We start from the raw sequence: 21,571 nt of genomic DNA on the forward strand, positions 1-21,571 counted from the left end.
GGCGGCCGGTCCGCGTCACGCCCGGCCGTCGGCGAGGACCAGCACCTCCTCCAGGCGCGCGGGCACCGACCGCACCCGGCCGGTGACGCCCGCGGACGCGAGCACGCGCTCCACCGCGCCGGGCTCCGCGCCCGCGACCCGCACCGACCGGCCCGCGACCGTGACGGGGAGCCCCGCGGCGCCGAGCGCGGCGAACGCGGCCTGCCAGCCGGCCCCGACGACCTCGACCGCCGTCGACCCGTCGAGGACGTCCGGCAGGGTCCCGGACGCCACCCGCCGCCCGTGCGCCATCAGCACGAGGGCGTCGCACTGCTCGGCCTCCTGCATGTAGTGCGTCGTCACCAGCACCGCCACGCCCGCCTCGGCCTGCGCGCGGACGGTGTCCCACAGCGCCGCGCGCGCCAGCGGGTCGACGCCCGACGTCGGCTCGTCGAGCACCAGCAGCTCGGGGCGGTGCGCCAGCGCGGCCGCGAACGCGAGCCGGCGCTGCAGGCCGAGGCTCAGACCCCCGACCAGACGGTCCGCGACCGCGACGAGGTCCGCCGGCAGGTCCGGGACGTCCCGCGACCCGTACGCGGCGGCGACGAACGCGAGGTTCTCCGCGACCGTGAGGTCCGCCGCCAGCCCGAGCCCCTGCGGGACGTACCCGATCCGGCGCCGGACCGCCCGCGACGGGGCGCCGCCCAGCACCCGGACCGAGCCCGACGTCGGCGCGAGCAGACCCAGCACCGTGCGGATCAGGGTGGTCTTGCCGGCACCGTTCGCCCCCAGCAGGCCGACCACCTCCCCCGGGCGGACCGTCAGGGAGACGTCGTCGACCGCCCGCAGGCCGCCGAACGCGGTCACGACGTGGGCGGCGTCGACGGCCGGGGCGGCGCTCCCCGCGGCGACGTCGACCGGAGCGGCGCCGTCCGTCACCGTCGGAGGCTCCGACGGGCCCCGGCGTTCGAGCGTCAGGGCGATCACGGCGTCCTCCAGGTCGGCCGGCGGACCGCCGACGCCCGCGGGCACGAGCGCGTGGCGCGCGCGCCCTCGCCGCCACGCCGCGACCTCGCCGCGCGGCCCGGTGGCGGACGGCGCGCGCCCCGCGGGTCCGACCAGCACCGAGCCGCGGACCTGGCCGGCCGCCAGCGCCGGGTCCCCCCGGTACACCTCCGCGCCGCGGTCGAGCACCAGCACCGACGCGGCCCGCTCCGCCTCGTCCAGGTAGGTCGTGGTGACGAGCACCGCGGTACCGCCGGCCGCCGCGGTGGACAGCAGCCGCCAGAGCTCGACGCGGCTGACCGGGTCCACGCCGGTCGACGGCTCGTCGAGCACCACGAGGTCCGGCCGGTGCAGCATCGCCAGGCAGAACCCGAGCTTCTGCCGCATCCCCCCGGACAGCTGCCGGCCGAGCCGGTCGGGCACGTCGGCGAGCGCCGCGGCGGTGAGCAGCTCCTCGGCGCGGGCCCGGGCGGTCGCGGCGTCGAGGCCGTACGCCCGCGCGACCAGCTCGACGTTCTCGGCGACGCTCAGGTCGCCCCACACCCCGGACGTCGCCGGCAGGAACCCGGTGCGCCTCCGGTCGGCGCGCCGCACCCTGCCCGAGACGGGCACCTCCCGGCCCACCAGCACCCGGGCCAGCGTCGTCTTGCCCGCGCCGTCACCCCCGACGACGGCGGTGACCTCGCCCTCCGGCACCGGGAGCGTGACATCCGCCAGGGCGGCGCGCCCGCCGCGGTGGACCGTCAGACGCTCGACGCCGTAGCCGGTCACCGGGCCACCGCCGCCACCTCGGTGACGGCACCGGGAGCGCCGTCACCCGCACCGCGCGGTCGGCGGGGGGTGATCGACGCGCGGAACCGCCACACCGCCGCGCCGAACACCGCCACCGCCATGCCCGACAGCACCACCACGGGCAGCCACAGCGAGTCCAGCCCGGCGCCGCGCAGCATCACGCCCTGCGCGACCTGGGTGAAGTAGGTCAGCGGCAGGCAGTAACCGATCCACCGGACGCCCAGCGGCATCGCGTCGAGCGGGAAGATGATCCCCGACAGCAGGATCTGCGGGAGCAGCACGAGGATCGCCGCCTGGATCGCCTGCCCGGCGTTCTGCGACACCGTCGAGATGAAGACGCCGAGGCCGAGCACCACGAACAGGAAGACCGCTCCGGCCAGCACGAACACCAGCACGCTGCCGGTGAACGGCACGCCGAAGATGAGCATCCCGAGCACCGTGACCACCGCCATGTCGAGGGCCGCCAGCAGGAAGTACGGCGCGATCTTGCCGACGATCACGTCCACCGGTCGCAGCGGCATGACGGCGAGCTGCTCCAGGGTGCCCGCCGCCCGCTCCTTGACCAGCCCGATGCTCGTGATGATCGTGCCGATGAACGTGAGGATGAGCCCGATCAGCGCGGGGACCATCACCCACGACGTCTCGAGGTCGGGGTTGAACAGCACCTCCGGCCGCACCGCGTCCCCGAGCCGCGCGACGACGACGTTCGCGGCCTGCGCGGCGAACAGGTTCGTGCCGTCGATGAGCACCTCGGGCACGTCCCCGTCGGCGGCGGTGACGACGGCGAGGTCGTACCGGTTGGCCGCGAGCGCGTCGACGGCGTCCTCGCGGCCCTCGGACGGGCGGACCGAGCGGATGTCGAGCGTCCCGGCGGCCGGCGACCCGGCGACGCGGTCCGCGGTCGCCTCGGCCTGCGGCCCGACGACCACGGTGGTGAGGCTGTCGACCGTGAAGTTCGCGGCGAAGCCGAAGATCGTCAGCAGCAGCAGCGGCAGCACCACCAGCATCGCGACCGTCCGGCGGTCGCGCCGCAGCTCCCGGAACTCCTTGAGGATCATCGCGCGCATGCTCGCCTCCCGGGAGCGTCGGGGGCGCCGTCCGCGACGCCCGTCCCGCCCACCGTAGCACTGAAGCGGAACCTCCGATTCCGGTTACTGGCGGTTAGGGTGTCGACGTGAGGGCGGACGCGGCACGGAACCGGCAGCGCATCCTCGACGCCGCCCGCACGCTCTACGGCTCCCGTGGCCTCGACGTGCCCATGGAGGCCGTCGCCCGCGCCGCCGGCGTCGGCGTCGGCACCGTCTACCGGCACTTCCCCGACCGGGCGACGCTGGTGCGCGCCGTGATCGCCGACCGCCTCGCCCACGTCGGCGGGCTGGTCGCCACCGCCCACGCCGACCTCGCCGGCGACGACCCCGCGGCCGCGTGGGACGCGTTCCTCACCGGCGTGCTCGAGTCGGGACTGCCGATGCTGGTGCCCGCCCTGGCCCCCCGGTCCCGGGACGCCGACCTGTTCACCCCCGAGCTCGTCGCGGAACGCGCCCGCACCGCCTCCGGCGCCGCCGCCGTGGTCGGCACCGCGCAGCGGCTGGGGCTCGTGCGACCGGACATCGGCGTCCCCGAGATCCTGCTGATGTTCGCCGCGGCCCTGCGCCCCCTGCCCGGGCTGCCGGACGTGCTCAACGCGGCGATGCTCGAGCGGCGCGGACCGCTGCTGCGCGCCGCGCTGCGACCCGGGGGCGACCCGCTGCCGGGACGCCCGGTGGACGTCCAGGACCTGCTGTCGGCGCTGACCCCCTGACCCCCTGGCCGCTGACCCGCTAGCCCCTGACCCTGCCCCCCCCCGCGCCACTCCCCGCCCGCGGACGCGCCGGGCCGCGTCGAGAGGCCGGTACCCGGGGTGCATCCCCGCGCACGACCCCCGCCTGGTGGCCGCTCGACGGGTCGCGGCGCGCGGGAGCGCGGGCGAGAGCCGCGGGCAGCCCGGGGCGGCGCGGTCAGGCCGGGAGGTCGGCGAGGAACGCCCGCACCAGGGCGGTGAACGCCGCCGGGTCGTCGAGCGGCAGCCCGTGACCGGCCCCGGCCACGACGAGCGCCCGGCCCCGCGGCAGGTGCGCGGCGACCGCCTCGGTGTGCGCGCGCCGCACGACGTCGTGCTCGCCGGCCGCCACCAGCACCGGGACCTCCACCCGGGCCAGCGCCCGCAGGGGGATGCGCGGCTGGTGGACCATGAGGTCCGTCACCTCGGCCCGCGCGCGAGCCCGGGCGTCCACCAGCCCGCGTGCCCGCTGCGCCAGCCACGTCAGCGTCACCTCGGCGCGCGTGCGGGCCGACAGGCCGGCCGGCTCCGTGTTCGCGCCGTACAGCACGAGCGAGCGCACGAGCCGCGGGTGGCGCAGCGCGAGCAGCAGCGCGACGTTCCCGCCGTCGGAGTAGCCGACGACGTCGACCGGACCGGTGACCCCCAGCCCGCCGAGCACGTCGGCCACGTCGTCGGCCATGCGCGCGATCGTCAGCGGCCCGGTGCCGCGCGGCGACCTGCCGTGCGCCCGCGCGTCGGGGGCGATCACGCGGTGGTCCTCCGCGAGCCGCCCGGCCACCGGCGCCAGCGACCGGGCGTCCTCGCCGTTGCCGTGCAGCAGCACGAGCGCCGGACCGTCCCCGGCGACGCTCACGTGCAGGGGCGGCTCGCTCACCCGTCCGACGGTACCCGCGCCGCCGGCCCGACCAGCCGGGCGGCGCGGACGGCCGACCGGTGCAAGGGCGCGACGACCGGGCACACAGACGGGGTGCACGAGCCCACCGGCACCGGGCACCGCGACGACGGGAGGTCACCGTGCACCCCGACGAGCGCGGCACCCGGCCGCCCCCGGTGCGCAGGCCTTCCGTCGCCCGCGGGGTCCTGCCCGCGCTCACCGCCGTGGCCCTCGCGGCGTCCTCGGGGTGCGCGGCGGGCGCGACCCGCAGCGAGACGTGCGTCGACTGGGTGCGGTTCCCGACCCCGGCGGACGCGGTGGCCGAGGCGGACGCCGTCGTCCGCACGACCGGTCCGGCGCCTGCGTCGGGGGCGGCGGAGCTGTTCGGCGCCGACGCGAGCGTGCACACGGTCCGCGTCGAGGCGGTGCTCGCCGGTTCCGGTGCGCGCGCCGGGGAGGTCCTCGAGGTGGCGTCGACCCCGCTCACCTGCACGGGAGGGAGTCGCTACCCGGACGGCGACCCGCTGGAGGCCGCCGGGACGCTGCTCGTCCTGCTGGAGCGGGACGAGCAGTCGGGCACCTGGCGGACCCTCACCCCCGCGCAGGGTGTCGTCGCCGCGCCCGACGGCGCCGTGCCGGGCTCCTGGCCGGCGGCGACCACCGGCACGGGAGACGCCGCCGACGCCCCCGGCTGAGCCGACGCGCCGGCGCACCGGCGCTCGCGCGCTCACACGCCGGGCGTCGACCCCCGCAGCACGACCTGGCCGGTGACGCGGACCGTCTCGGGTTCGCCCGCTGCGGGCGGCTCGAGCGCCAGCCGGACCGCCAACGCCCCGATGTCCGCGAGCGGCAGCCGGACCGTGGTCAGCCCCGGCATCGCGTCCCGCAGCAGGCCGACGTCGCCGTAGCCCGCGACCGCGAGGTCGCCCGGCACGGACAGCCCGGCGTCGCGCGCGGCGGCGAGCGCCCCCGCGGCCATCACGTCGCTGACGGCGAGCACCACCTGCACGTCCGCCCGGTCCTCGACGACCTGGCGCATCCCCTCGTAGCCGCCGTCGCGGGAGAACGCCCCGCGGACCACCACCGGCGGGGGGCACCCCAGCGCGGCGAGCGCGGCGACGGCGCCGGCGCTGCGGTCCGCCGCGAGCGTGTGCGTCTGCGGGCCGGCGAGCACGGCGAACCGGCGGTAGCCCCGGCCGTGCAGGGCCGTCACCAGGTCGGACGCCCCCTCCCGGTCACCGACCACCACCGTCGGCACGCCGAACGTCGCGCGGCCGACGGACGCCACCGCCCCGCCCACCGCGCGGAACGAGTCCACGGCGGCGCGCACCGCCTGCTCCCCCGCGGGATCGGCCTGCCGCCCGCCGGCGAGCACGACCGCCCGCGCACGCTGGCGCTCCAGGAGGGCGACGAGAGCCGCCTCCCTGCCGGGCTCGTGCCGGGTCGACGTCAGGGTCACGCTCAGGCCGGCGTCCTCCGCGGCGGCGACGACCCCCGACGCGAGCGCGGCGCAGGCCGGGTCGGCGATGTCCGGCACGACCAGCCCGAGGGCCGTCGTCCGGCCCCTCGCCATGGCCTGCGCGACGCCGTCGGGCGAGTAGCGCAGGCGGGACGCGGCCTCGAGCACCCGCTCGCGGAGGTCCGCCCCCACGGTGCGGTTCGCGCTGCCGTTCAGGGCCCGGGACGCGGTCGCGAGCGACACACCGGCCTCGCGGGCCACGTCGCTGAGCGTCACCTGTCCGGCCATGGCCGCAGGGTAGGCGCATTCCCGGGCGTGCCGAGGGCCGCTTCTGGGTGGCAGGACCCAGCCGCGCGCACCCGACCGCGCGGGCGACGTCCGCGGCCGCCGGGTGTCCGGAACGTCCACGACGGCGCGACGGGCACCGCCCTACGGTCGGGGCATGACACCTCGCCTGGACCTCGTCGGCCTCGTCGCGGCCGACCTCCCCCGCACCCTCGCGTTCTACCGCGCCCTCGGCGTCGACGTCCCGCCCGGGGCCGACGCCGCGCCGCACGTCGAGCTCGCTGTCGGTGGGCTCCGGCTGGCCTGGGACACCGTGGAGGTCGTGCGCTCCTTCGACCCCGGGTGGGAGCCGCCGACCGGCGGGCACCGCGTCGCGCTGGCGTTCGCGTGCGCCGACGCCGCGGAGGTCGACGCCACCTACGCGCGGATGGTGGACGCCGGCTTCGCCGGGCACCTGCCGCCGTGGGACGCGGTGTGGGGCCAGCGCTACGCCGTGCTGCACGACCCCGACGGCACCGCCGTCGACCTGTTCGCACCGGCGGGCTGAGGCGGCCCGACGCCCCGTCCCGTCACCGCGCGACCCACCCCCGGCGCCCGGCGATGCCCCCGATCGTCCGCCCCACCACCGACCGGGCCTGCGGCTCGCCCGGATCCTGGTCGACGAGCACCGCGATCCCGCCGCCGGCCGCCGGGTACCCGCGCAGCTGGCACTGGAACCCGTCGCCCCACCCCTGGGTCATGATGCACGGCCGCTCGTCCGACCCGAGCACGAAGACCCCGCGGCCCACACCCGGCTCGCCGGCGTCGTCCAGCATCGGCGCGGCCGCGTCGCCGCCCAGCAGCACGCCCTCGCCGGAGCCGGACCAGCACCGCACGAGGTCGGCGAGCAGGACGCCGGTCTCCTCGGGGGTGGACCACAGGCTCGAGGCCGCCAGGCCCGCGTAGTGCACCCGCCCGCCCGGCACGCGCGTGCCGTCGGGTCGGTGCCCGGCGGCGGCGGAGGCGGCGATCCGCGCGACGGCGTCACCGCGCGCCGCCCCCGGTGGCGGGACCTCTCCGGCCCACACGGCCGTGGCGTTCAGGCCGAGCGGCCGGGCGACCTCGCGGTGCACCACCTCGGCGAACGCGTCGCCCGTGGCCGCCTCGACCGCGAGCTCGACGAGGCAGTACCCGGCGTCGGAGTACGCGAACGCGGTGCCGGGCACGGCGGTCACCCGGACCGGGCCGGGGTGCGCGGCCGTGCGCCCGGCGACGACGTCCGCGGTGGCGGGCGCCGGGCCCGCGGCCGGCTCGAAGGCGCCGGGCGGGTCCTCGACACCGCCGCGGTGCGCGAGCAGGTCCCGCAGCGTCGGGCCGGCGGCACCCGGGACGGCGACCTCGACGGGGACGAGCTCCCGCACGTCGGCGTCCAGGGCGAGCAGGCCGCGCGCGGCGAGCCGGAGGACCACCACGGCCGCGACGGTCTTCGCCGCGGAGCACAGGTGCATCGGGGTCGACGCCGTCAGCGGCCGGCCCGTGGTGGCGTCCGCCGTCCCCGCGACCCGCACGACGACCCCGTCGCGGGGGTCCACGACGACCGTCGCGACGCCGACGGCGGACGGGGGTGCGGCGTCGGGCGCGTCGACGGCGGGGTGGTCGGTGGATCCGGGCACGCGGCCTCCAGGCAGCGAGAGGGTGACCCGCGCTCCTCGCCCTGGATGCGGCTGGACCGCCGACGCTAGCCCCCACCTCCGACACCCCGGCGCTCAGCGGCGAGCGCGCCCGGCGGGACACCCGCCAGCGCCCGGACCTCGCGCGACAGGTGCGGCTGGTCGGCGTACCCCGCGCGGAGCGCGACCTCGGCGAGCGGCAGCCCGTCGTCCAGCAGCCCCAGCACCCGCTGGAGGCGCAGCACGCGCCCGAGCGTCCGCGGGCCGTAGCCGAACGCCGCGAGGCTGCGGCGGTGCACCGTCCGCGTCGTCACCCCCAGGGCGTCGGCCACGTCCTCGGCACCCCGGCCGGCGGCGACCATCCGGGCCGCGACCGCCACGTCCCGCGGGCGCCCGCCACGTTCCGCCAGCCGGCCCGCCATCAGACGCTCCAGGGCGACGGCGCCCCCGGCGGCGACCGCGTCGGTCCAGGCCCGCGACAACCGGTCGCCCCAGACGGCCGCGAGGTCGGGCCGCAGGTCGCGCAGCGCGTCCGCCGGGACGCCGAGCAGGACGGGCGCGGCACCCGGGGGCAGTCGCACCCCGGAGACGGGTCGCCCCGCCGGCACCGGGCCGGTCGTGTGCGCCGTCGTGTCCGGCCCCGCCACGAGCAGGCGGCCGTCCGACCACAGCAGGTCCATGCAGCCGTCCGGCAGGACGCGCCCGTCCGCCGCGGACGCGTCGACCGTCCAGACGACCGCGCCGGGGACCAGCCGCGACGGCCGCTCGACGTACACCCGACCAGTATCGCCACGCCCGTGACGCGACGAGGGCCGGGCCCGCACCGTGGTGCGGACCCGGCCCTCGTCGAGGCGGGACCGGCGTCAGGCCGGCATCAGGCCCGTGCCGCCGTCACCGGACGACGCGATCGGCGGCGCCGGCGGGACGTCCGCGCCGGAGCCCGGCGTGCCCGCGGAGTGCGCCCCCACGGCCACCGGCTCCTTCGTGCGCGGCCCCCGGGCCTCGCCGCGGAACGTGAACTCGCCGAGGATGCCCTCGCCGTGCGCGTCCACGACCACCTGCTGACCCGCGTGCAGCTCCCCGAACAGGATCTTCTCGGACAGCGCGTCCTCGATCTCCCGCTGGATCGCGCGGCGCAGCGGCCGGGCGCCCAGGACCGGGTCGTAGCCCTTCTCCGAGAGCAGCTTCTTGGCCGCCTCGGTGAGCTCGATGCCCATGTCCTTGTCCCGCAGGCGGGCGTCGAGCTTGGCGATCATCAGGTCGACGATCGCGAAGATCTCCGGCTGCGAGAGCTGCGGGAACACGACCACGTCGTCGACGCGGTTGAGGAACTCCGGACGGAAGTGCGTCTTGAGCTCGTCGTTGACCTTCGCCTTCATGCGCTCGTACGACGTCGACAGGTCGCCGCCGGCCTGGAAGCCGGTCTGGACGCCCTTGGCGATGTCCCGGGTGCCGAGGTTGGTGGTCATGATGATCACGGTGTTCTTGAAGTCGACCACTCGGCCCTGCGAGTCGGTCAGGCGACCGTCCTCGAGGATCTGCAGCAGCGAGTTGAAGATGTCCGCGTGGGCCTTCTCGACCTCGTCGAACAGCACGACCGAGAACGGACGACGGCGCACCTTCTCCGTGAGCTGGCCGCCCTCGTCGTACCCGACGTAGCCGGGGGGCGAGCCGAACAGCCGCGAGACGGTGTGCTTCTCCGAGAACTCGGACATGTCGAGCTGGATCAGCGCGTCCTCGTCCCCGAACAGGAACTCGGCGAGCGCCTTGGCCAGCTCCGTCTTCCCGACGCCGGTGGGACCGGCGAAGATGAACGACCCACCCGGGCGCTTCGGGTCCTTCAGACCCGCACGCGTGCGGCGGATGGCCTGCGAGAGCGCCTTGATGGCCGCCTCCTGGCCGACGACCCGCTTGTGCAGCTCGTCCTCCATCTTGAGCAGCCGGCTCGACTCCTCCTCGGTGAGCTTGAACACCGGGATCCCGGTGGCCAGCGCCAGCACCTCGGCGATGAGCTCCTCGTCGACCTCGGCGACCGCGTCCAGGTCGCCCGACTTCCAGGCCTTCTCCTTCTCCTGGCGCTTGAGGCCGAGCTGCTTCTCCTGGTCGCGCAGGCGCGCGGCCTTCTCGAAGTCCTGCTCGTCGATCGCCGACTCCTTGTCGCGGCGCGTCTCGGCGATCTGCTCGTCGAGCTCGCGCAGCTCCGGCGGGGCCGTCATGCGGCGGATGCGCAGGCGGGCGCCGGCCTCGTCGACCAGGTCGATCGCCTTGTCCGGCAGGAACCGGTCGTTGACGTACCGGTCGGCCAGCGTCGCGGCGGCCACGAGGGCGCCGTCGGTGATCGAGACGCGGTGGTGCGCCTCGTACCGGTCGCGCAGGCCCTTGAGGATCTCGATGGCGTGCTGGAGGTTCGGCTCAGAGACCTGGATGGGCTGGAACCGGCGCTCGAGGGCCGGGTCCTTCTCCACGTACTTGCGGTACTCGTCCAGGGTCGTCGCGCCGACGGTCTGCAGCTCGCCGCGGGCCAGCATCGGCTTGAGGATGCTCGCGGCGTCGATCGCGCCCTCGGCGGCACCCGCACCCACGAGGGTGTGGATCTCGTCGATGAACAGGATGATGTCGCCGCGCGTGCGGATCTCCTTGAGCACCTTCTTCAGGCGCTCCTCGAAGTCACCGCGGTACCGGGAACCGGCCACCAGGGCGCCGAGGTCCAGCGTGTAGAGCTGCTTGTCCTTCAGCGTCTCCGGCACGTCGCCCCGGACGATGTCCTGGGCCAGGCCCTCGACGACCGCCGTCTTGCCGACGCCGGGCTCGCCGATCAGCACCGGGTTGTTCTTGGTGCGGCGGGACAGCACCTGCATGACCCGCTCGATCTCCTTCTCGCGCCCGATGACCGGGTCGAGCTTGCCCTCGCGCGCGGCCTGCGTCAGGTTGCGGCCGAACTGGTCGAGGACGGCGGAGCCCGAGGGCTGACCCTCCTGCGGGCCGCCGGCCGAGACCGGCTCCTTGCCCTGGTAGCCGGACAGGAGCTGGATGACCTGCTGGCGGACGCGGTTCAGGTCCGCGCCGAGCTTGCCGAGCACCTGCGCCGCGACGCCCTCGCCCTCGCGGATGAGGCCGAGCAGGATGTGCTCGGTCCCGATGTAGTTGTGGCCGAGCTGCAGCGCCTCGCGCAGCGACAGCTCCAGCACCTTCTTGGCGCGCGGCGTGAACGGGATGTGCCCGCTGGGGGCCTGCTGGCCCTCGCCGATGATCTCCTGCACCTGGGCGCGCACCGCGTCGAGCGAGATGTTGAGCGACTCGAGCGCCTTGGCCGCGACACCCTCCCCCTCGTGGATGAGACCCAGGAGGATGTGCTCGGTGCCGATGTAGTTGTGGTTGAGCATCCGCGCCTCTTCCTGGGCGAGGACGACCACGCGACGGGCTCGGTCCGTGAATCTCTCGAACATGTGCACTCCTCACGAGCGGCGTGCTCGCCGCGCGACCCGGCCCGTTGACCCGGGGTCGACACGCACGACGAGTCGGCGTTGTTCGATGCTAACGGCGGGGTGTGTCGCGGGCGTCCCGTGTTCGCCCCTGGCGTGACGGCGGAAGGGGTGACCCGGCTGCTGCGGACCGGGCCGTCAGCCCGCCGCGTGGGCCTCGAGGTACTCGGCGGCGGCGGACCGCAGCACCTCCGACAGGTCGCGGTGCTCGGCGGCGGCCTGCGCGCGCATCCGCTGGTCGAGCGAGCGCGGCACCCGGTACCGCCACGTGGGCGAGGGTCCGACGCCGCCCTCCTCGAGCGGCGGGCGGCCCGGACGGCTCCGTTCGACCAGGGCGCGGCTCGCGGCGTCGTCGGTGGCGGCCTCCTCGAGCAGGGCGCGCGACGCCGCACGTGCCGCGGCGCCGCGGAGGACCTCGGCCCCGGGCCGCACCGCCGGCTCGTCCGACGCGGCCCACTCGCCGAGGGTGTCCGGCCGCTCGCCGTCCCGCGTCATCGCCCTCATCCCTCCCCGTGCTTGTCCACGCTGTCCGCCCACCTGATCGCCATCCCCGCACCGAAACCACGGCCGAGACGATTAGTGTGACACAGAACCCACCAGCCGTGACAGCCGTCAGCACGGCTCCGGTCAGTACGTGAACTGCGCGACGCGCGACCGGAGCTCTTCCGACATGCGCGCGAGCTCGCGGACCGCTCCGCCGACCTGCCCGACGATCTGCGACGACGACGCGGCGGCGGAGGCGACGCCGGTGATGTTCGTGGCGATCTCTCCCGAGCCCGTCGCGGCCTCGGCCACGGAGCGGGACATCTCGTTGGTCGTGGCGGTCTGCTCCTCCACGGCCGAGGCGATCGTCAGCTGGTAGTCGTTGATCGACGCGATGATCTGGGAGATCTCCCCGATCGCGGCCACCGCACCCGTGGTGTCGCCCTGGATCGCCTCCACCCGCCGGGCGATGTCCTCCGTCGCCTTCGCCGTCTCCTGCGCCAGTTCCTTCACCTCGCCGGCGACCACCGCGAAGCCCTTGCCCGCCTCACCGGCCCGAGCCGCCTCGATCGTCGCGTTCAGCGCCAGCAGGTTCGTCTGCTCCGCGATCGACGTGATGACCTTCACCACGTTCCCGATCTCCTGCGACGAGGACCCCAGGCGCGCGACCTGCTCGTTGGTCGTGGCCGCCGCCGACGTCGCCTGACCGGCGACCTTCGCCGCCTGCGACGCGTTCTGCGCGATCTCCCGGATGCTCGCCCCCATCTGCTCGGCACCCGCCGCGACCGTCTGCACGTTGCGCGACACCTGCTCCGCGGCAGCCGCCACCACACCCGCTTGCGCGGACGTCTCGTCGGTGCCGGCGGCGACCTCGGCGGACGCCGCGGACAGCTCCTCGGCGGCGGACGCCACGGTGTGCGCCGTCTCGACCACGCCGGCCATCGCCGCCCGCAGGCTGGTCTGCGCGGTGGCGAGCGCCGACGCCATCTCGCCGAGCTCGTCGCGGGTGCGCACGTCGGGCACCTGGGTGAGGTCCCCGGTAGCCATCGCCTCGGCGGTCGCGCGGACGCGGCCGGCGGCGCGGGCCATCGACGAGGAGGTCCGCAGCCCCAGGAGCAGCGCGAGCGCGACCCCCAGCGCGATGACGACCCCGGTCGCGACGCGCCCGGTGCGGGCGGTCGACGCGGCGTCCTGCGTCGCCGTGACCGTCCGGTCACGCAGCGAGTCCAGCAGGGACGTGGTCGCGTCGCCGATCGCGTAGTAGACGTCGTAGGCGTCACCGGTGACGAGCGCGTCGCCGGCGTCGAGCGACTCGGGGGTGCCCTCGCGGTACGCCTCCACGACGCGGTCGTCCGCCGCGAAGAAGTCGTCCCAGAGCGACACGATGTCCGAGAACGTCGACCGCTCCTCGGGGGTGAGCGCGCCGGTGTCCACCGTCGCGAGCGTGTCGCGCAGGCTCTGCGCCGAGTCCAGGTAGCCGGCGCGGTTCGGGTTGGCGTCGGCGACGGCCTCGGGCCCGCCGATCCGCCGCGTGTCCCACGCGTACGCCACCTGCCAGCCGGACACGTCCGAGTTCATGGTGCGGACCTCGCCGACCTGGGTCGAGACCTCCTGCAGGTCCGCGAGACGCTCGTTCGCCTCGGACACGCCACCGAGCGCCACCTGCGAGGCGACGCCCGCGGCGACGGCCGTGGCCGCCCCGATCGCCGCGACGCCCAGGACCTTCGCCCGGACCCCCGTCCACCGCCGCGTTCCCGACGTCGGCTGCCCCGGTGCTGCTGCCATGTGTCACACCCTCCACCGTGTCGTCCCCCCGCGTGCGGCCGATCGGCTCGCGCGGCGGGCGTCTGAGCGGTCCGGCGAGCGGCGTCCGCCACACCCGCCCACCCGCCGCTCACCCGCCGCCCGGCCCCCGCAGCCGCCGGCGCGGGCCGACGCGGGCGACCCTGGGACACTGGACCCGTGCCGACCTCCACCGCCGTGCCCGTGACCGACCCGCCCGCGCTCCCCCAGGACCTCGACATCCGGCTGGTGGTGTCCGACATGGACGGGTCGCTGCTCGACGAGCAGGGCCGCGTGCCGGAGGCGTTCTGGCCGGTGCTGGAGGAGCTGGAGCGCCGGGGCATCGCGTTCTGCCCGGCCAGCGGACGCCAGTACGCGAACCTGCGCGAGCTGTTCCGGCAGCACGGCCGCGACCTGGTGTGCATCGCCGAGAACGGGGCGTACGTGGGCCAGGGCGACGTGGCGCTGTCCACCGACCCGCTGCCGGCGCACGACGTGCCGGGGGTCGTCGGGCGGGTGCGGGGCCTCGCGGCGGCGGGCCGCGACGTCGGCATGGTGCTGTGCGGCCGGCGCGCCGGGTACGTCGAGCGCGGCGACGGCCCGTTCTTCGAGCACGCCGCGCGGCACTACGCGTGGCTGGAGCAGGTGGACGACCTGACCGCGGTCGACGACGAGGTGCTGAAGATCGCGGTCTTCGACTTCGGCTCGGTCGAGGAGGCCACCGCGCCGGCGTTCGCGGACCTGGAGCCGCGGCTGCGGGTGCTCGTGTCGGGTCAGCACTGGCTCGACGTGATGAACCCCGACGCCGACAAGGGCCACGCGCTGCGCCGCGTCCAGGAACGGCTCGGCGTGACGGCCGCGCAGACGATGGCGTTCGGGGACTACCTGAACGACGCGGGTCTGCTGGACGCCGCGCAGTGGTCGTTCGCGATGGACAACGCGCACCCGGACGTGCGGGCCCGGGCGCGGTACGTCGTGCCGTCGAACGCCCGCCACGGCGTGGTCCTCACGCTGGAGGCGCTGCTCGCCACGACGCCCGGAGCCTGACCGCGACCAGGGGTCGCTACCAGGAGGTCGCCACCGAGGCTCGCTACCAGGGGTGCAGCGGCGGCGCCTCGCCCGGGTACTGCTCGAACACGGCCCGCTCCCCGGCCGTGAACGCGCGCGGCTCGTGGGTCCCGCGGTCGAGCTGGACCATGCGGGAGCGGGCGCTCAGGTAGACGACGGGGTCGTCGCCGTCGGGGTCGAGCACCTCGTAGGCGAAGTCCACCGAGGACCGCCCGATGCGGGGCACCCAGACGTCCACCGCGACGGGCGCCGGCCGGAAGGACAGCGGCGCGAGGTACTCGATCTCGTGCTTGACCACCACCAGCAGCGAGTCGGTGGGCCGCCCGGCGGGGTCGACGCCCATCGAGGGGAACAGCGCGAACCGCGCGTCGTCGAGGAACCGCAGGTAGGCGGCGTTGTTGACGTGCGCGAACAGGTCGACGTCGGACCAGCGGACCTGCATGGTGACGCGTCCGCGCCGTCCGTCGGGCGAGGTGCGGGCGAGGGTGTCGGTCACCGGGTCAGCGTAGGTCCGCCGTCGGCGGCCGCCCGCAGCGCCGCGACGTCGAGCTTCTGCATGCCCAGCATCGCCTGCGTCGCGCGGCCGGCGCGGTCCGGGTCGGGGTCCTGCAGGAGCTCGTCGAGCGCGCGCGGGACGACCTGCCACGACAGGCCGAACCGGTCCTTGAGCCAGCCGCACTGCGAGGGCTCGCCGCCGCCCGCGAGCAGGCCGTCCCAGACGCGGTCCAGCTCCGCCTGGTCGTCGACGGTCACGACGAACGAGAACGCCTCCGTGAACGGGAACTGCGGCCCGGCGTTGAGGGCCTCCACGGGCACGCCGTCGAGCTCGAACGACACCGACATCACCGAGCCGCCGACGCCGCCCGGCGACCCCTCGGGGTACCGGCGGGTGCCCAGCACCCGGGAGCGCGGGATCAGCGACACGTACAGCGCGGCGGCCTGCTCGGCCTCGCGGTCGAACCACAGGAACGGGTGCACGGTCGTCGCCACGGGAGGCCTCCTCGACTCGGGCTCCCAGTGTGCGCCGGGCGGCCCCGCGGCGTCACCGCCCGCCGTCGCGTCGCCGCCGCGCCGCCCCTCCGTCACCGTGCCGCCGCGAGCCTCCCCGGCGCCAGCCTCCCCGCCGTCGCCGCGACCGGCGCGACGAGGGCCGCGGGGAGCAGGAACGCCAGCGCCAGCCCGGGACCGTCGGCGAGCAGCCCCACCGCCACCGCCCCGAGCACCGCTCCGGCGTAGTTGAAGACGTTCACGCGGGCGACGACCTCGTCGACGCGGTCCGGGTCGAGGTCGCCCGCCGCGGAGAACGCCAGCGGCACGAGCGCTCCCACCCCGACCCCGACGACGGCGAAGCCCGCGACGGCGGCGACCGGGCTGGGCACCAGCGCCACGAGGACCAGCCCCACCGCGGCGGCCACGGCCGTCGTCGCGACCAGCGGCCCGCGGCCCGTCCGGGTCACCAGCCGGTCGCCCGCCAGGCGGGTCAGGAGGATCGCGGCCTGGTACGCGGCGTACCCGAGCGGGGCCACGGCGGCGGACGCCAGCAGCACGTCGTGCAGGTAGACGGTGCTCCAGGTGCTCACCGCCGAGTCGGCGACGAACGCGGCCAGCACGACGCTGCCGACCAGCCAGATGCCGCGCGTCGGGAGCGGGCGCCGGGGCGGGCCGGGCGGCAGCAGCACGCCGGGGGCGACTCCGGGCACGGCCGAGCCGGGGGCGGCCCCGCCCGCGGGCGCGGACACCGCGGCGACGGGGTCCCCCGCACCGGCGGTCGCCGCCGGGCCGGGCGCCCCCGCGAGCGCCAGGTCGGTGCCGACCAGCCGGTGCCGGCCCAGCAGCAGCGCCCCGGCGAGCACGACCGCCGCGACCACCAGCGCCCCCGCGGCGCCGGGCACGGCAGCCGCGCCGACCAGCGCCGACATGACGAGCGCCCCCAGCACGGCCGCGGCCGTGTAGCAGGCGAAGAACCCGGACATCACCGGGCGGCCGTAGCGGCGCTGCACGAGGACCCCCTGGATCCCGCCGGCGGCGTCCACCATCCCGAGCCCCAGGCCGTACACCGCGAACCCGGCGACGAACGGCACCATCGGCGTCGACCCGGCGACGAGCGGCAGGGCGACCGCCTGCACCCCCAGGCCGGCGAGCAGGGCGCGGCGGCTGCCCCGCCGGGTCGCGAGCCTCTCGGCGACGACCGACCCGGCGGCCGCCGCCACGCACACCAGCAGCACGACGAGCGACACGGCGGTGTCGTCGATCCCCTGCCGCTGCTTGAACGCCGGCAGCGCGGTGACGACGGTCGCGTAGCCGAAGCCCTGCGCCGCGTACGCCGCCCCGACGGCCACCCGGGCCGGGACGGGCGGAGGCGTCGCGCCGCCCGCGTCCGCCCCGCTCCCCGCGGGCCCGGCCCCCGGCCCGGTCGCTCCCGCAGCGGGCCCGGCCCCCGGCCCGGTCGCTCCCGCAGCGGGCCCGGCCCCCGGCCCGGTCGCTCCCGCCGCCGTCCGCGCCGCGGCCGTCCCCTCGTCCGTCGTCATGGCCTGCACCTCTCGCCCGTGCCCCGCCGGCGCGGGTGCGCCGGCGTCGTGGTGCCGTCGTGCCGTCCTGCGTGCCCGGGTCGCCGTCGGCGCCCCGGGACCCCCGCCTACCCGCCGAGCCCGGGGTGCCGGTCCCGCAGCACCCCGAACGCCTCGTGCGCGACCTCGACCGTGCGCGCGATGTCCGCGGAGGTCAGCGCCGCGTTGATGAAGTGGTTGTGGTGCGACGTCAGGTACACCCCGCGCCGCACGCACTCGGCGACCCACTCCTGGTGCAGCATCAGCGAGTCGTCCTCGGCCAGCCGCAGGTAGAACAGCGACGGCGCGCCCGAGGCCACCAGCGTGAGCCCGTGGTCGGCGGCGGCGGACACGAGGCCGGTCGTCAGCTCCGTGCCGAGCCGGTCGAACAGCGCCGGCGCGTCGAGCTCGCGCAGCTTGGTGATCGTCGCGATGCCCGCGGCGAACGGGACGGCGCTCATCCAGTAGGACCCGGTGTAGGTGAGCGAGCTGACGACGTCCTTGAGCGCGTCCGTCCCGCACAGCGCCGACACGTTGTACCCGTTGGCGAGCGCCTTGCAGAAGCATATGAGGTCCGCCCGGAACCCGAAGTGGTGGTCCGACCCGGCCAGGTCGAGGCGGAACCCGGCCCGCACGTCGTCGACGATCAGCACCACGCCGTGCTCGTCGCACAGCCGCCGCACCGCCTGCCAGTAGCCGGGCGACGGCAGCCGGTTGTCCGCGAAGTTGCCGTGCAGGTACGGCTGGGCGATCAGCCCGGCGATCTGCCCGCGGTGCTCCGAGAACAGCCGCTCGAGCGCCGGCAGGTCGTCCCACGGCGCATAGAGGTTGTGCGCGACGTCCTCCTCCAGCACCCCGGGGTAGTCGAGCTTCTGCGTCCAGGGCGCGACCCCGTGGTAGAAGCCCTCGAAGAACACGATCTTCTTGCGCCGGGTGGCCGCGCGGGCGGTCATGACGGCGAGCGTCGTGACGTCGCCGCCGTTCTTCGCGAAGAACGCCCAGTCCGCGCTGGCCACCGTGTCGACCAGCAGCTCCGCGAAGTCGATCATCACCGTCGACGGGACGGTGACGACGTCCTCGAGGCGCTGCTGCGCGGCAGCCGCGGCGGTGACGTCCGGGTCGCCGTAGCCGAGCACGTTCGGGCCGTAGCCGCACATGTAGTCGATGTACTCGTTGCCGTCGACGTCCCAGAACCGGGTGCCCTCCGCGCGCTGCGAGAACAGCGGGTAGGCGGACACCGGGATCGCGCAGCCCTCCGCGGGGCCCTGGTGGCCGTAGACGCCGGACGGCACGACCTTCAGGGCCCGCTCGAACAGCTCGCGGCTGCGGGCGTGGGTGTACGGGACGGTCGGGGTGGTGGTGGTCATCGCGGGCTCACTCTCCGAGGTACTGACCGACGCGGTCGAGGATGCGGTTGACGTTGTCGACCATCGCGACGTGCCCGCGCATGGCCATCCGCCCGTCGCCGAGGCACGCCAGCGCGCTGACCTTCCCCGCGAGCAGCGCTCCCGCGGTGTCGAGGTCGGCGAACGTGAGGGCGGCCCGCGGCCGGGGCGACGGCTCGGGCACGAACGTCATGCGGTGGTCGCGGACCCGCAGGGTGTAGGCGAGCGACCCCGTGACCTCGAGGGCCACGTCGCCGTCCACCGTGTGGTGCGCGCTGAACCGGCCCGCGCGGTCCTCGTTGGCGAGCTGGGCCGCGGCGGCGACGGCCACGTGCAGCGTGAGGGCGGTGCTCGTCTCCCGGAACGCCGGGTCCGCGAGGTCCTCGGGCGCGGGGCGCAGGTAGCGGCCCAGCAGCTCCGTCAGCGGGGTGAACACCCGCAGCAGGAACCCGATGCGGTGCAGGCCGGTGACCGGGACGGGCTGCGCCTCGCCGGCGACCACCCGGTTGAACGCCTCGGGGGACGCGAACGGCAGCAGGATCGTGCCGACGGTGCGGTCCGGCACCACCTGGACGGCGCCGTCGCGGAACGCCAGCGCGGCGCGCGGCCCGCCCCGGACGGCGAACACGACCGAGACGGGGCGCGGGTCGACGGTCAGCAGCTCGCGCGCGGCGGGCACCCGGCGGACCAGCTCGGGCAGCGCGCCCAGGACCGCGTGCAGGTTCACGAACGCGGCGGCGCGGGGATCGGTCTCAGTGAGCACGGGCGTCCTCCAGGTCGGGGTCGGGGCTGTCGGGGTCGGCGCGGCCGGCGACGGGCTCGGCCAGCGCCGCCAGCGACCGGGCGGCGAACGCCGCGCTCCGCAGCGCGGCGGGGGTGTCGTGGTCGGCGAGCCACGCGGTCGTGATGCCGTCCGTCACCATCACGAGCGCCCGCGCGGCGTCGTCGAGCGGCACGGTCCACCGGCTGCCGGTGGCGCGCGCGGCGGCCGTGAGGCTGGCCCGGGCGGCGGTCCGGTAGACGTCGTACTGCGCGACCAGGGCGGCGCGCTGCCCGGGGGCGCGCATCGCGTACAGCGCCAGCTCCAGGAGCGCGCGCTCGCGGTCCGGGTCGGCCACGAGCAGCCCGACGTAGCGCTCGAGGCCGTCGCGGACGACCTCCTCCAGCGTGCCCGCGCCGGTGCCTGCCGCGTCGTCGTCGTCGAGCGGCAGCAGGCCGGCCTCCGCGGTGCGGCGCTCCTGGGCGGTGACGTCCGCGACCACCGCCTCCAGGAGGTGGTCCCGGGAGGGGAAGGCGTAGTGCAGGCTCGCCAGGGACATCCCCGCCTCCGCGACGACCGCCCGCGTGGTGGCGCCCGCCACGCCGTCGCGGGCGATCACGCGCACGGTGGCGTCGACGAGCGCCCGCCGGCGGTCCCCCACGGCCATCCGCGCCACGTCACGCCCCCGTCAGCCGGCCCGCGACCCGCAGCACCAGCCGCCGCGGCAGCGCCCCCGCCAGCGCGGCGGTGACGGCGTTGCGACGGCCGGCGACGACGGACGGCGGCGGGTCCCGGCGGTCGAGCGCCCGGAACGCGACGTCGACCACCTGCGGGACGGTCAGCACCTGGCCGATGCGGAACCGGTCGGAGCCGGCGACCTCGAAGAACTCGGTCTCCGTCGGCCCGGGCGCCAGCGACAGCACCCGCAGCGGCGTGCCGCGGTGCTCCTGCCAGATCGCCTCCGTCAGCGACCGCACGTACGCCTTGGTCGCGGCGTACACCGCGAAGGACGGACCGGGCTGGTAGGCGGCGGTGCTGGCGACGTTCACGAGGACGCCGGCCGGCGCCGCGACGAGGTCCGGCAGCAGCAGCCGGGACAGCACGGTGAGCGCGGCGACGTTGACCTGGACCTCCGCGGCGATCCGCGCGGGGTCCTCCCCGGCGAACGGCCCGTAGGTGCCGAACCCGGCGCTGTTGACGAGCGCGTCGGCGCGCAGGCCGCGCTCGCGCATCCCCGCCACCAGCTCCGCGGGACCGCCCGGGTCCGCGAGGTCGACCGGCAGCACCGTGGCCGCGGCCCCGTGCTCCGCGGCGAGCCGGTCCGCGAGCGCGGTCAGCCTGTCCGCGCGGCGGGCGACCAGCACCACGTCGTGACCGCGGGCGGCGAACCGGCGGGCGAACTCCTCACCGATACCGGAGGACGCGCCGGTGACGACGGCGACGGGGCGGGGTGCGGTGGCGATGACGGGCTCCCGGGCGAGGTGCCGGCGGACCGGCGGGGCGAAGTGGGTCGATCGACCCACAGCCGACTGTCGCACCCGCTCCCGACCGTGCGGAAGCCCTCCCGACCAGGCTTTACGCCCTGGTAACACGCCGCCGGCGCGCCCGCCGACAACACCGGCCCCGCACCCTCCAGGAGGCCCGCGCACCAGCGAGATGCCAGGACACGCGCGGGAGTCGGGCCCCCGGCTCGGCGTGTCCTGGTATCTCGACCACCCATGCGGGTGCGCGCGGGTGGGTGAGCGCAGGGCGGGTCGGGGCGGGGGTCGGGGCGCGGCCGGGGGCGAGGTGGGGTGAGTCAGGTCAGCGGGAGGCGCAGGGAACGCAGGTGCGCGCGGTCGGGAGGGCGCGCAGCCGCTCGACCGGGATCGGCTGCCCGCACCGCTCGCACGTGCCGTACGTCCCGCGCTCCAGCCGGTCGAGCGCGGCGTCCACGTCGGCGATCCGCTCCCGCATGTCGTGCGTCAGCGCGTCGATCATCCGGCGCTCGTACGCGATGGTCGAGCCCTCCGGGTCGTGCTCGTCGTCGGTGACGGACTCGCGGGCCGCCGCCACGACGGCGTCCCGCTCGGCGCCCGTCCCCGCCAGGCGCGCGACCGCCTCGCGCCGGCGCTCCCGCAGCACCGCCGCGACCTCGTCCCGGTCGAGCGTCTCCGCCATCCAGCCAGTATCCGCCGCCCACGGCGTCCCGCCACAGGGG

General features: G+C 76.4%; 21 protein-coding genes. 4 read left to right on the forward strand and 17 right to left on the reverse strand.

Features of this window, described 5'->3' with window-relative positions; translation table 11 throughout:
• Positions 1-15: 15 nt before the first annotated feature.
• Positions 16-1,755: an ATP-binding cassette domain-containing protein gene (locus P9841_RS09525; protein ID WP_283321775.1), complete on the reverse strand. Its 1,740-nt coding sequence runs from the start codon at positions 1,753-1,755 to the stop codon at positions 16-18.
• Positions 1,752-2,843, reverse strand: a complete 1,092-nt coding sequence (locus P9841_RS09530; RefSeq protein ID WP_283321776.1) for an ABC transporter permease — start codon at positions 2,841-2,843, stop codon at positions 1,752-1,754. The genes P9841_RS09525 and P9841_RS09530 overlap by 4 nt, the downstream gene beginning before the upstream one ends.
• 107 nt (positions 2,844-2,950) lie before the next feature.
• On the opposite strand from P9841_RS09530, the gene P9841_RS09535 reads away from it, so the two are divergent.
• Complete coding sequence (locus P9841_RS09535) at positions 2,951-3,577, forward strand: TetR/AcrR family transcriptional regulator (RefSeq protein WP_283321777.1); 627 nt, start codon at positions 2,951-2,953, stop codon at positions 3,575-3,577.
• A gap of 196 nt (positions 3,578-3,773) precedes the next feature.
• Here the strand turns inward: P9841_RS09535 and P9841_RS09540 are convergent, their stop codons facing one another.
• Complete coding sequence (locus P9841_RS09540) at positions 3,774-4,472, reverse strand: alpha/beta fold hydrolase (protein ID WP_283321778.1); 699 nt, start codon at positions 4,470-4,472, stop codon at positions 3,774-3,776.
• A 140-nt stretch (positions 4,473-4,612) separates the two neighbouring features.
• On the opposite strand from P9841_RS09540, the gene P9841_RS09545 reads away from it, so the two are divergent.
• Positions 4,613-5,167 carry a hypothetical protein gene (locus P9841_RS09545; RefSeq protein ID WP_283321779.1) on the forward strand — a complete coding sequence of 185 codons (555 nt, stop codon included), beginning with the start codon at positions 4,613-4,615 and terminating at the stop codon, positions 5,165-5,167.
• 32 nt (positions 5,168-5,199) lie between these two features.
• Here P9841_RS09545 and P9841_RS09550 read toward each other — a convergent pair whose 3' ends face one another.
• A complete protein-coding gene (locus P9841_RS09550) occupies positions 5,200-6,219 on the reverse strand; it encodes a LacI family DNA-binding transcriptional regulator (RefSeq protein WP_283321780.1) in 1,020 nt (339 codons plus the stop codon).
• 154 nt (positions 6,220-6,373) lie between these two features.
• Here P9841_RS09550 and P9841_RS09555 point away from each other — a divergent pair, with 154 nt between their 5' ends.
• Complete coding sequence (locus P9841_RS09555; RefSeq protein WP_283321781.1) at positions 6,374-6,763, forward strand: VOC family protein; 390 nt, start codon at positions 6,374-6,376, stop codon at positions 6,761-6,763.
• Between the two features lie 22 nt (positions 6,764-6,785).
• Here the strand turns inward: P9841_RS09555 and P9841_RS09560 are convergent, their stop codons facing one another.
• From P9841_RS09560 to P9841_RS09580, 5 genes are all read right to left on the reverse strand, one after another.
• Entirely contained in the window at positions 6,786-7,868 is a 1,083-nt protein-coding gene (locus P9841_RS09560; protein ID WP_283321783.1) for a serine hydrolase domain-containing protein, read from the reverse strand.
• Between the two features lie 65 nt (positions 7,869-7,933).
• On the reverse strand, positions 7,934-8,641 hold the full coding sequence (locus P9841_RS09565) for a helix-turn-helix transcriptional regulator (protein WP_283321784.1): 708 nt from the start codon (positions 8,639-8,641) through the stop codon (positions 7,934-7,936).
• A gap of 87 nt (positions 8,642-8,728) precedes the next feature.
• Positions 8,729-11,311 carry an ATP-dependent Clp protease ATP-binding subunit gene (locus tag P9841_RS09570; protein WP_283321785.1) on the reverse strand — a complete coding sequence of 861 codons (2,583 nt, stop codon included), beginning with the start codon at positions 11,309-11,311 and terminating at the stop codon, positions 8,729-8,731.
• Positions 11,312-11,485: 174 nt separating this feature from the next.
• On the reverse strand, positions 11,486-11,851 hold the full coding sequence (locus P9841_RS09575; RefSeq protein ID WP_283321786.1) for a hypothetical protein: 366 nt from the start codon (positions 11,849-11,851) through the stop codon (positions 11,486-11,488).
• Positions 11,852-11,974: 123 nt separating this feature from the next.
• Positions 11,975-13,615: a methyl-accepting chemotaxis protein gene (locus P9841_RS09580; RefSeq protein WP_283321787.1), complete on the reverse strand. Its 1,641-nt coding sequence runs from the start codon at positions 13,613-13,615 to the stop codon at positions 11,975-11,977.
• Between the two features lie 177 nt (positions 13,616-13,792).
• Here P9841_RS09580 and P9841_RS09585 point away from each other — a divergent pair, with 177 nt between their 5' ends.
• Positions 13,793-14,659: a Cof-type HAD-IIB family hydrolase gene (locus P9841_RS09585; protein WP_283321788.1), complete on the forward strand. Its 867-nt coding sequence runs from the start codon at positions 13,793-13,795 to the stop codon at positions 14,657-14,659.
• 43 nt (positions 14,660-14,702) lie between these two features.
• Here P9841_RS09585 and P9841_RS09590 read toward each other — a convergent pair whose 3' ends face one another.
• The 8 genes from P9841_RS09590 to P9841_RS09625 form a co-directional block, all read right to left on the reverse strand.
• Positions 14,703-15,176 carry an acyl-CoA thioesterase gene (locus P9841_RS09590; protein ID WP_283321789.1) on the reverse strand — a complete coding sequence of 158 codons (474 nt, stop codon included), beginning with the start codon at positions 15,174-15,176 and terminating at the stop codon, positions 14,703-14,705.
• Positions 15,173-15,670, reverse strand: a complete 498-nt coding sequence (locus tag P9841_RS09595; protein ID WP_283321790.1) for a VOC family protein — start codon at positions 15,668-15,670, stop codon at positions 15,173-15,175. Before P9841_RS09595 ends, P9841_RS09590 begins: the two co-directional genes overlap by 4 nt.
• Before the next feature lie 92 nt (positions 15,671-15,762).
• Positions 15,763-17,208, reverse strand: a complete 1,446-nt coding sequence (locus P9841_RS09600; RefSeq protein ID WP_283321791.1) for an MFS transporter — start codon at positions 17,206-17,208, stop codon at positions 15,763-15,765.
• Between the two features lie 107 nt (positions 17,209-17,315).
• Entirely contained in the window at positions 17,316-18,593 is a 1,278-nt protein-coding gene (locus P9841_RS09605; RefSeq protein ID WP_283321792.1) for an aminotransferase class III-fold pyridoxal phosphate-dependent enzyme, read from the reverse strand.
• A gap of 7 nt (positions 18,594-18,600) precedes the next feature.
• Positions 18,601-19,374 (reverse strand): hypothetical protein, encoded by a 774-nt coding sequence (locus P9841_RS09610; protein ID WP_283321793.1) that lies wholly within the window; start codon positions 19,372-19,374, stop codon positions 18,601-18,603.
• Positions 19,364-20,038, reverse strand: a complete 675-nt coding sequence (locus tag P9841_RS09615) for a TetR/AcrR family transcriptional regulator (RefSeq protein WP_283321794.1) — start codon at positions 20,036-20,038, stop codon at positions 19,364-19,366. Before P9841_RS09615 ends, P9841_RS09610 begins: the two co-directional genes overlap by 11 nt.
• A gap of 10 nt (positions 20,039-20,048) precedes the next feature.
• Positions 20,049-20,894 carry an SDR family NAD(P)-dependent oxidoreductase gene (locus tag P9841_RS09620; protein ID WP_283321795.1) on the reverse strand — a complete coding sequence of 282 codons (846 nt, stop codon included), beginning with the start codon at positions 20,892-20,894 and terminating at the stop codon, positions 20,049-20,051.
• A 280-nt stretch (positions 20,895-21,174) separates the two neighbouring features.
• Positions 21,175-21,531: a TraR/DksA family transcriptional regulator gene (locus tag P9841_RS09625; RefSeq protein ID WP_283321796.1), complete on the reverse strand. Its 357-nt coding sequence runs from the start codon at positions 21,529-21,531 to the stop codon at positions 21,175-21,177.
• Between the last annotated feature and the right edge of the window lie 40 nt (positions 21,532-21,571).

The sequence above is a fragment of the Cellulomonas sp. ES6 genome (assembly GCF_030053835.1).
Taxonomy (GTDB): domain Bacteria; phylum Actinomycetota; class Actinomycetes; order Actinomycetales; family Cellulomonadaceae; genus Cellulomonas.

What these genes read in the sequence shown, in the direction of transcription:
- P9841_RS09530 (WP_283321776.1), bottom strand. Translation starts at nt 2,843, where the DNA reads ATGCGCGCGATGATCCTCAAGGAGTTCCGGGAGCTGCGGCGCGACCGC.
- P9841_RS09550 (WP_283321780.1), bottom strand. Translation starts at nt 6,219, where the DNA reads ATGGCCGGACAGGTGACGCTCAGCGACGTGGCCCGCGAGGCCGGTGTG.
- P9841_RS09555 (WP_283321781.1), top strand. Translation starts at nt 6,374, where the DNA reads ATGACACCTCGCCTGGACCTCGTCGGCCTCGTCGCGGCCGACCTCCCC.
- P9841_RS09570 (WP_283321785.1), bottom strand. Translation starts at nt 11,311, where the DNA reads ATGTTCGAGAGATTCACGGACCGAGCCCGTCGCGTGGTCGTCCTCGCC.
- P9841_RS09575 (WP_283321786.1), bottom strand. Translation starts at nt 11,851, where the DNA reads ATGAGGGCGATGACGCGGGACGGCGAGCGGCCGGACACCCTCGGCGAG.
- P9841_RS09580 (WP_283321787.1), bottom strand. Translation starts at nt 13,615, where the DNA reads ATGGCAGCAGCACCGGGGCAGCCGACGTCGGGAACGCGGCGGTGGACG.
- P9841_RS09600 (WP_283321791.1), bottom strand. Translation starts at nt 17,208, where the DNA reads ATGACGACGGACGAGGGGACGGCCGCGGCGCGGACGGCGGCGGGAGCG.
- P9841_RS09605 (WP_283321792.1), bottom strand. Translation starts at nt 18,593, where the DNA reads ATGACCACCACCACCCCGACCGTCCCGTACACCCACGCCCGCAGCCGC.
- P9841_RS09615 (WP_283321794.1), bottom strand. Translation starts at nt 20,038, where the DNA reads ATGGCCGTGGGGGACCGCCGGCGGGCGCTCGTCGACGCCACCGTGCGC.
- P9841_RS09625 (WP_283321796.1), bottom strand. Translation starts at nt 21,531, where the DNA reads ATGGCGGAGACGCTCGACCGGGACGAGGTCGCGGCGGTGCTGCGGGAG.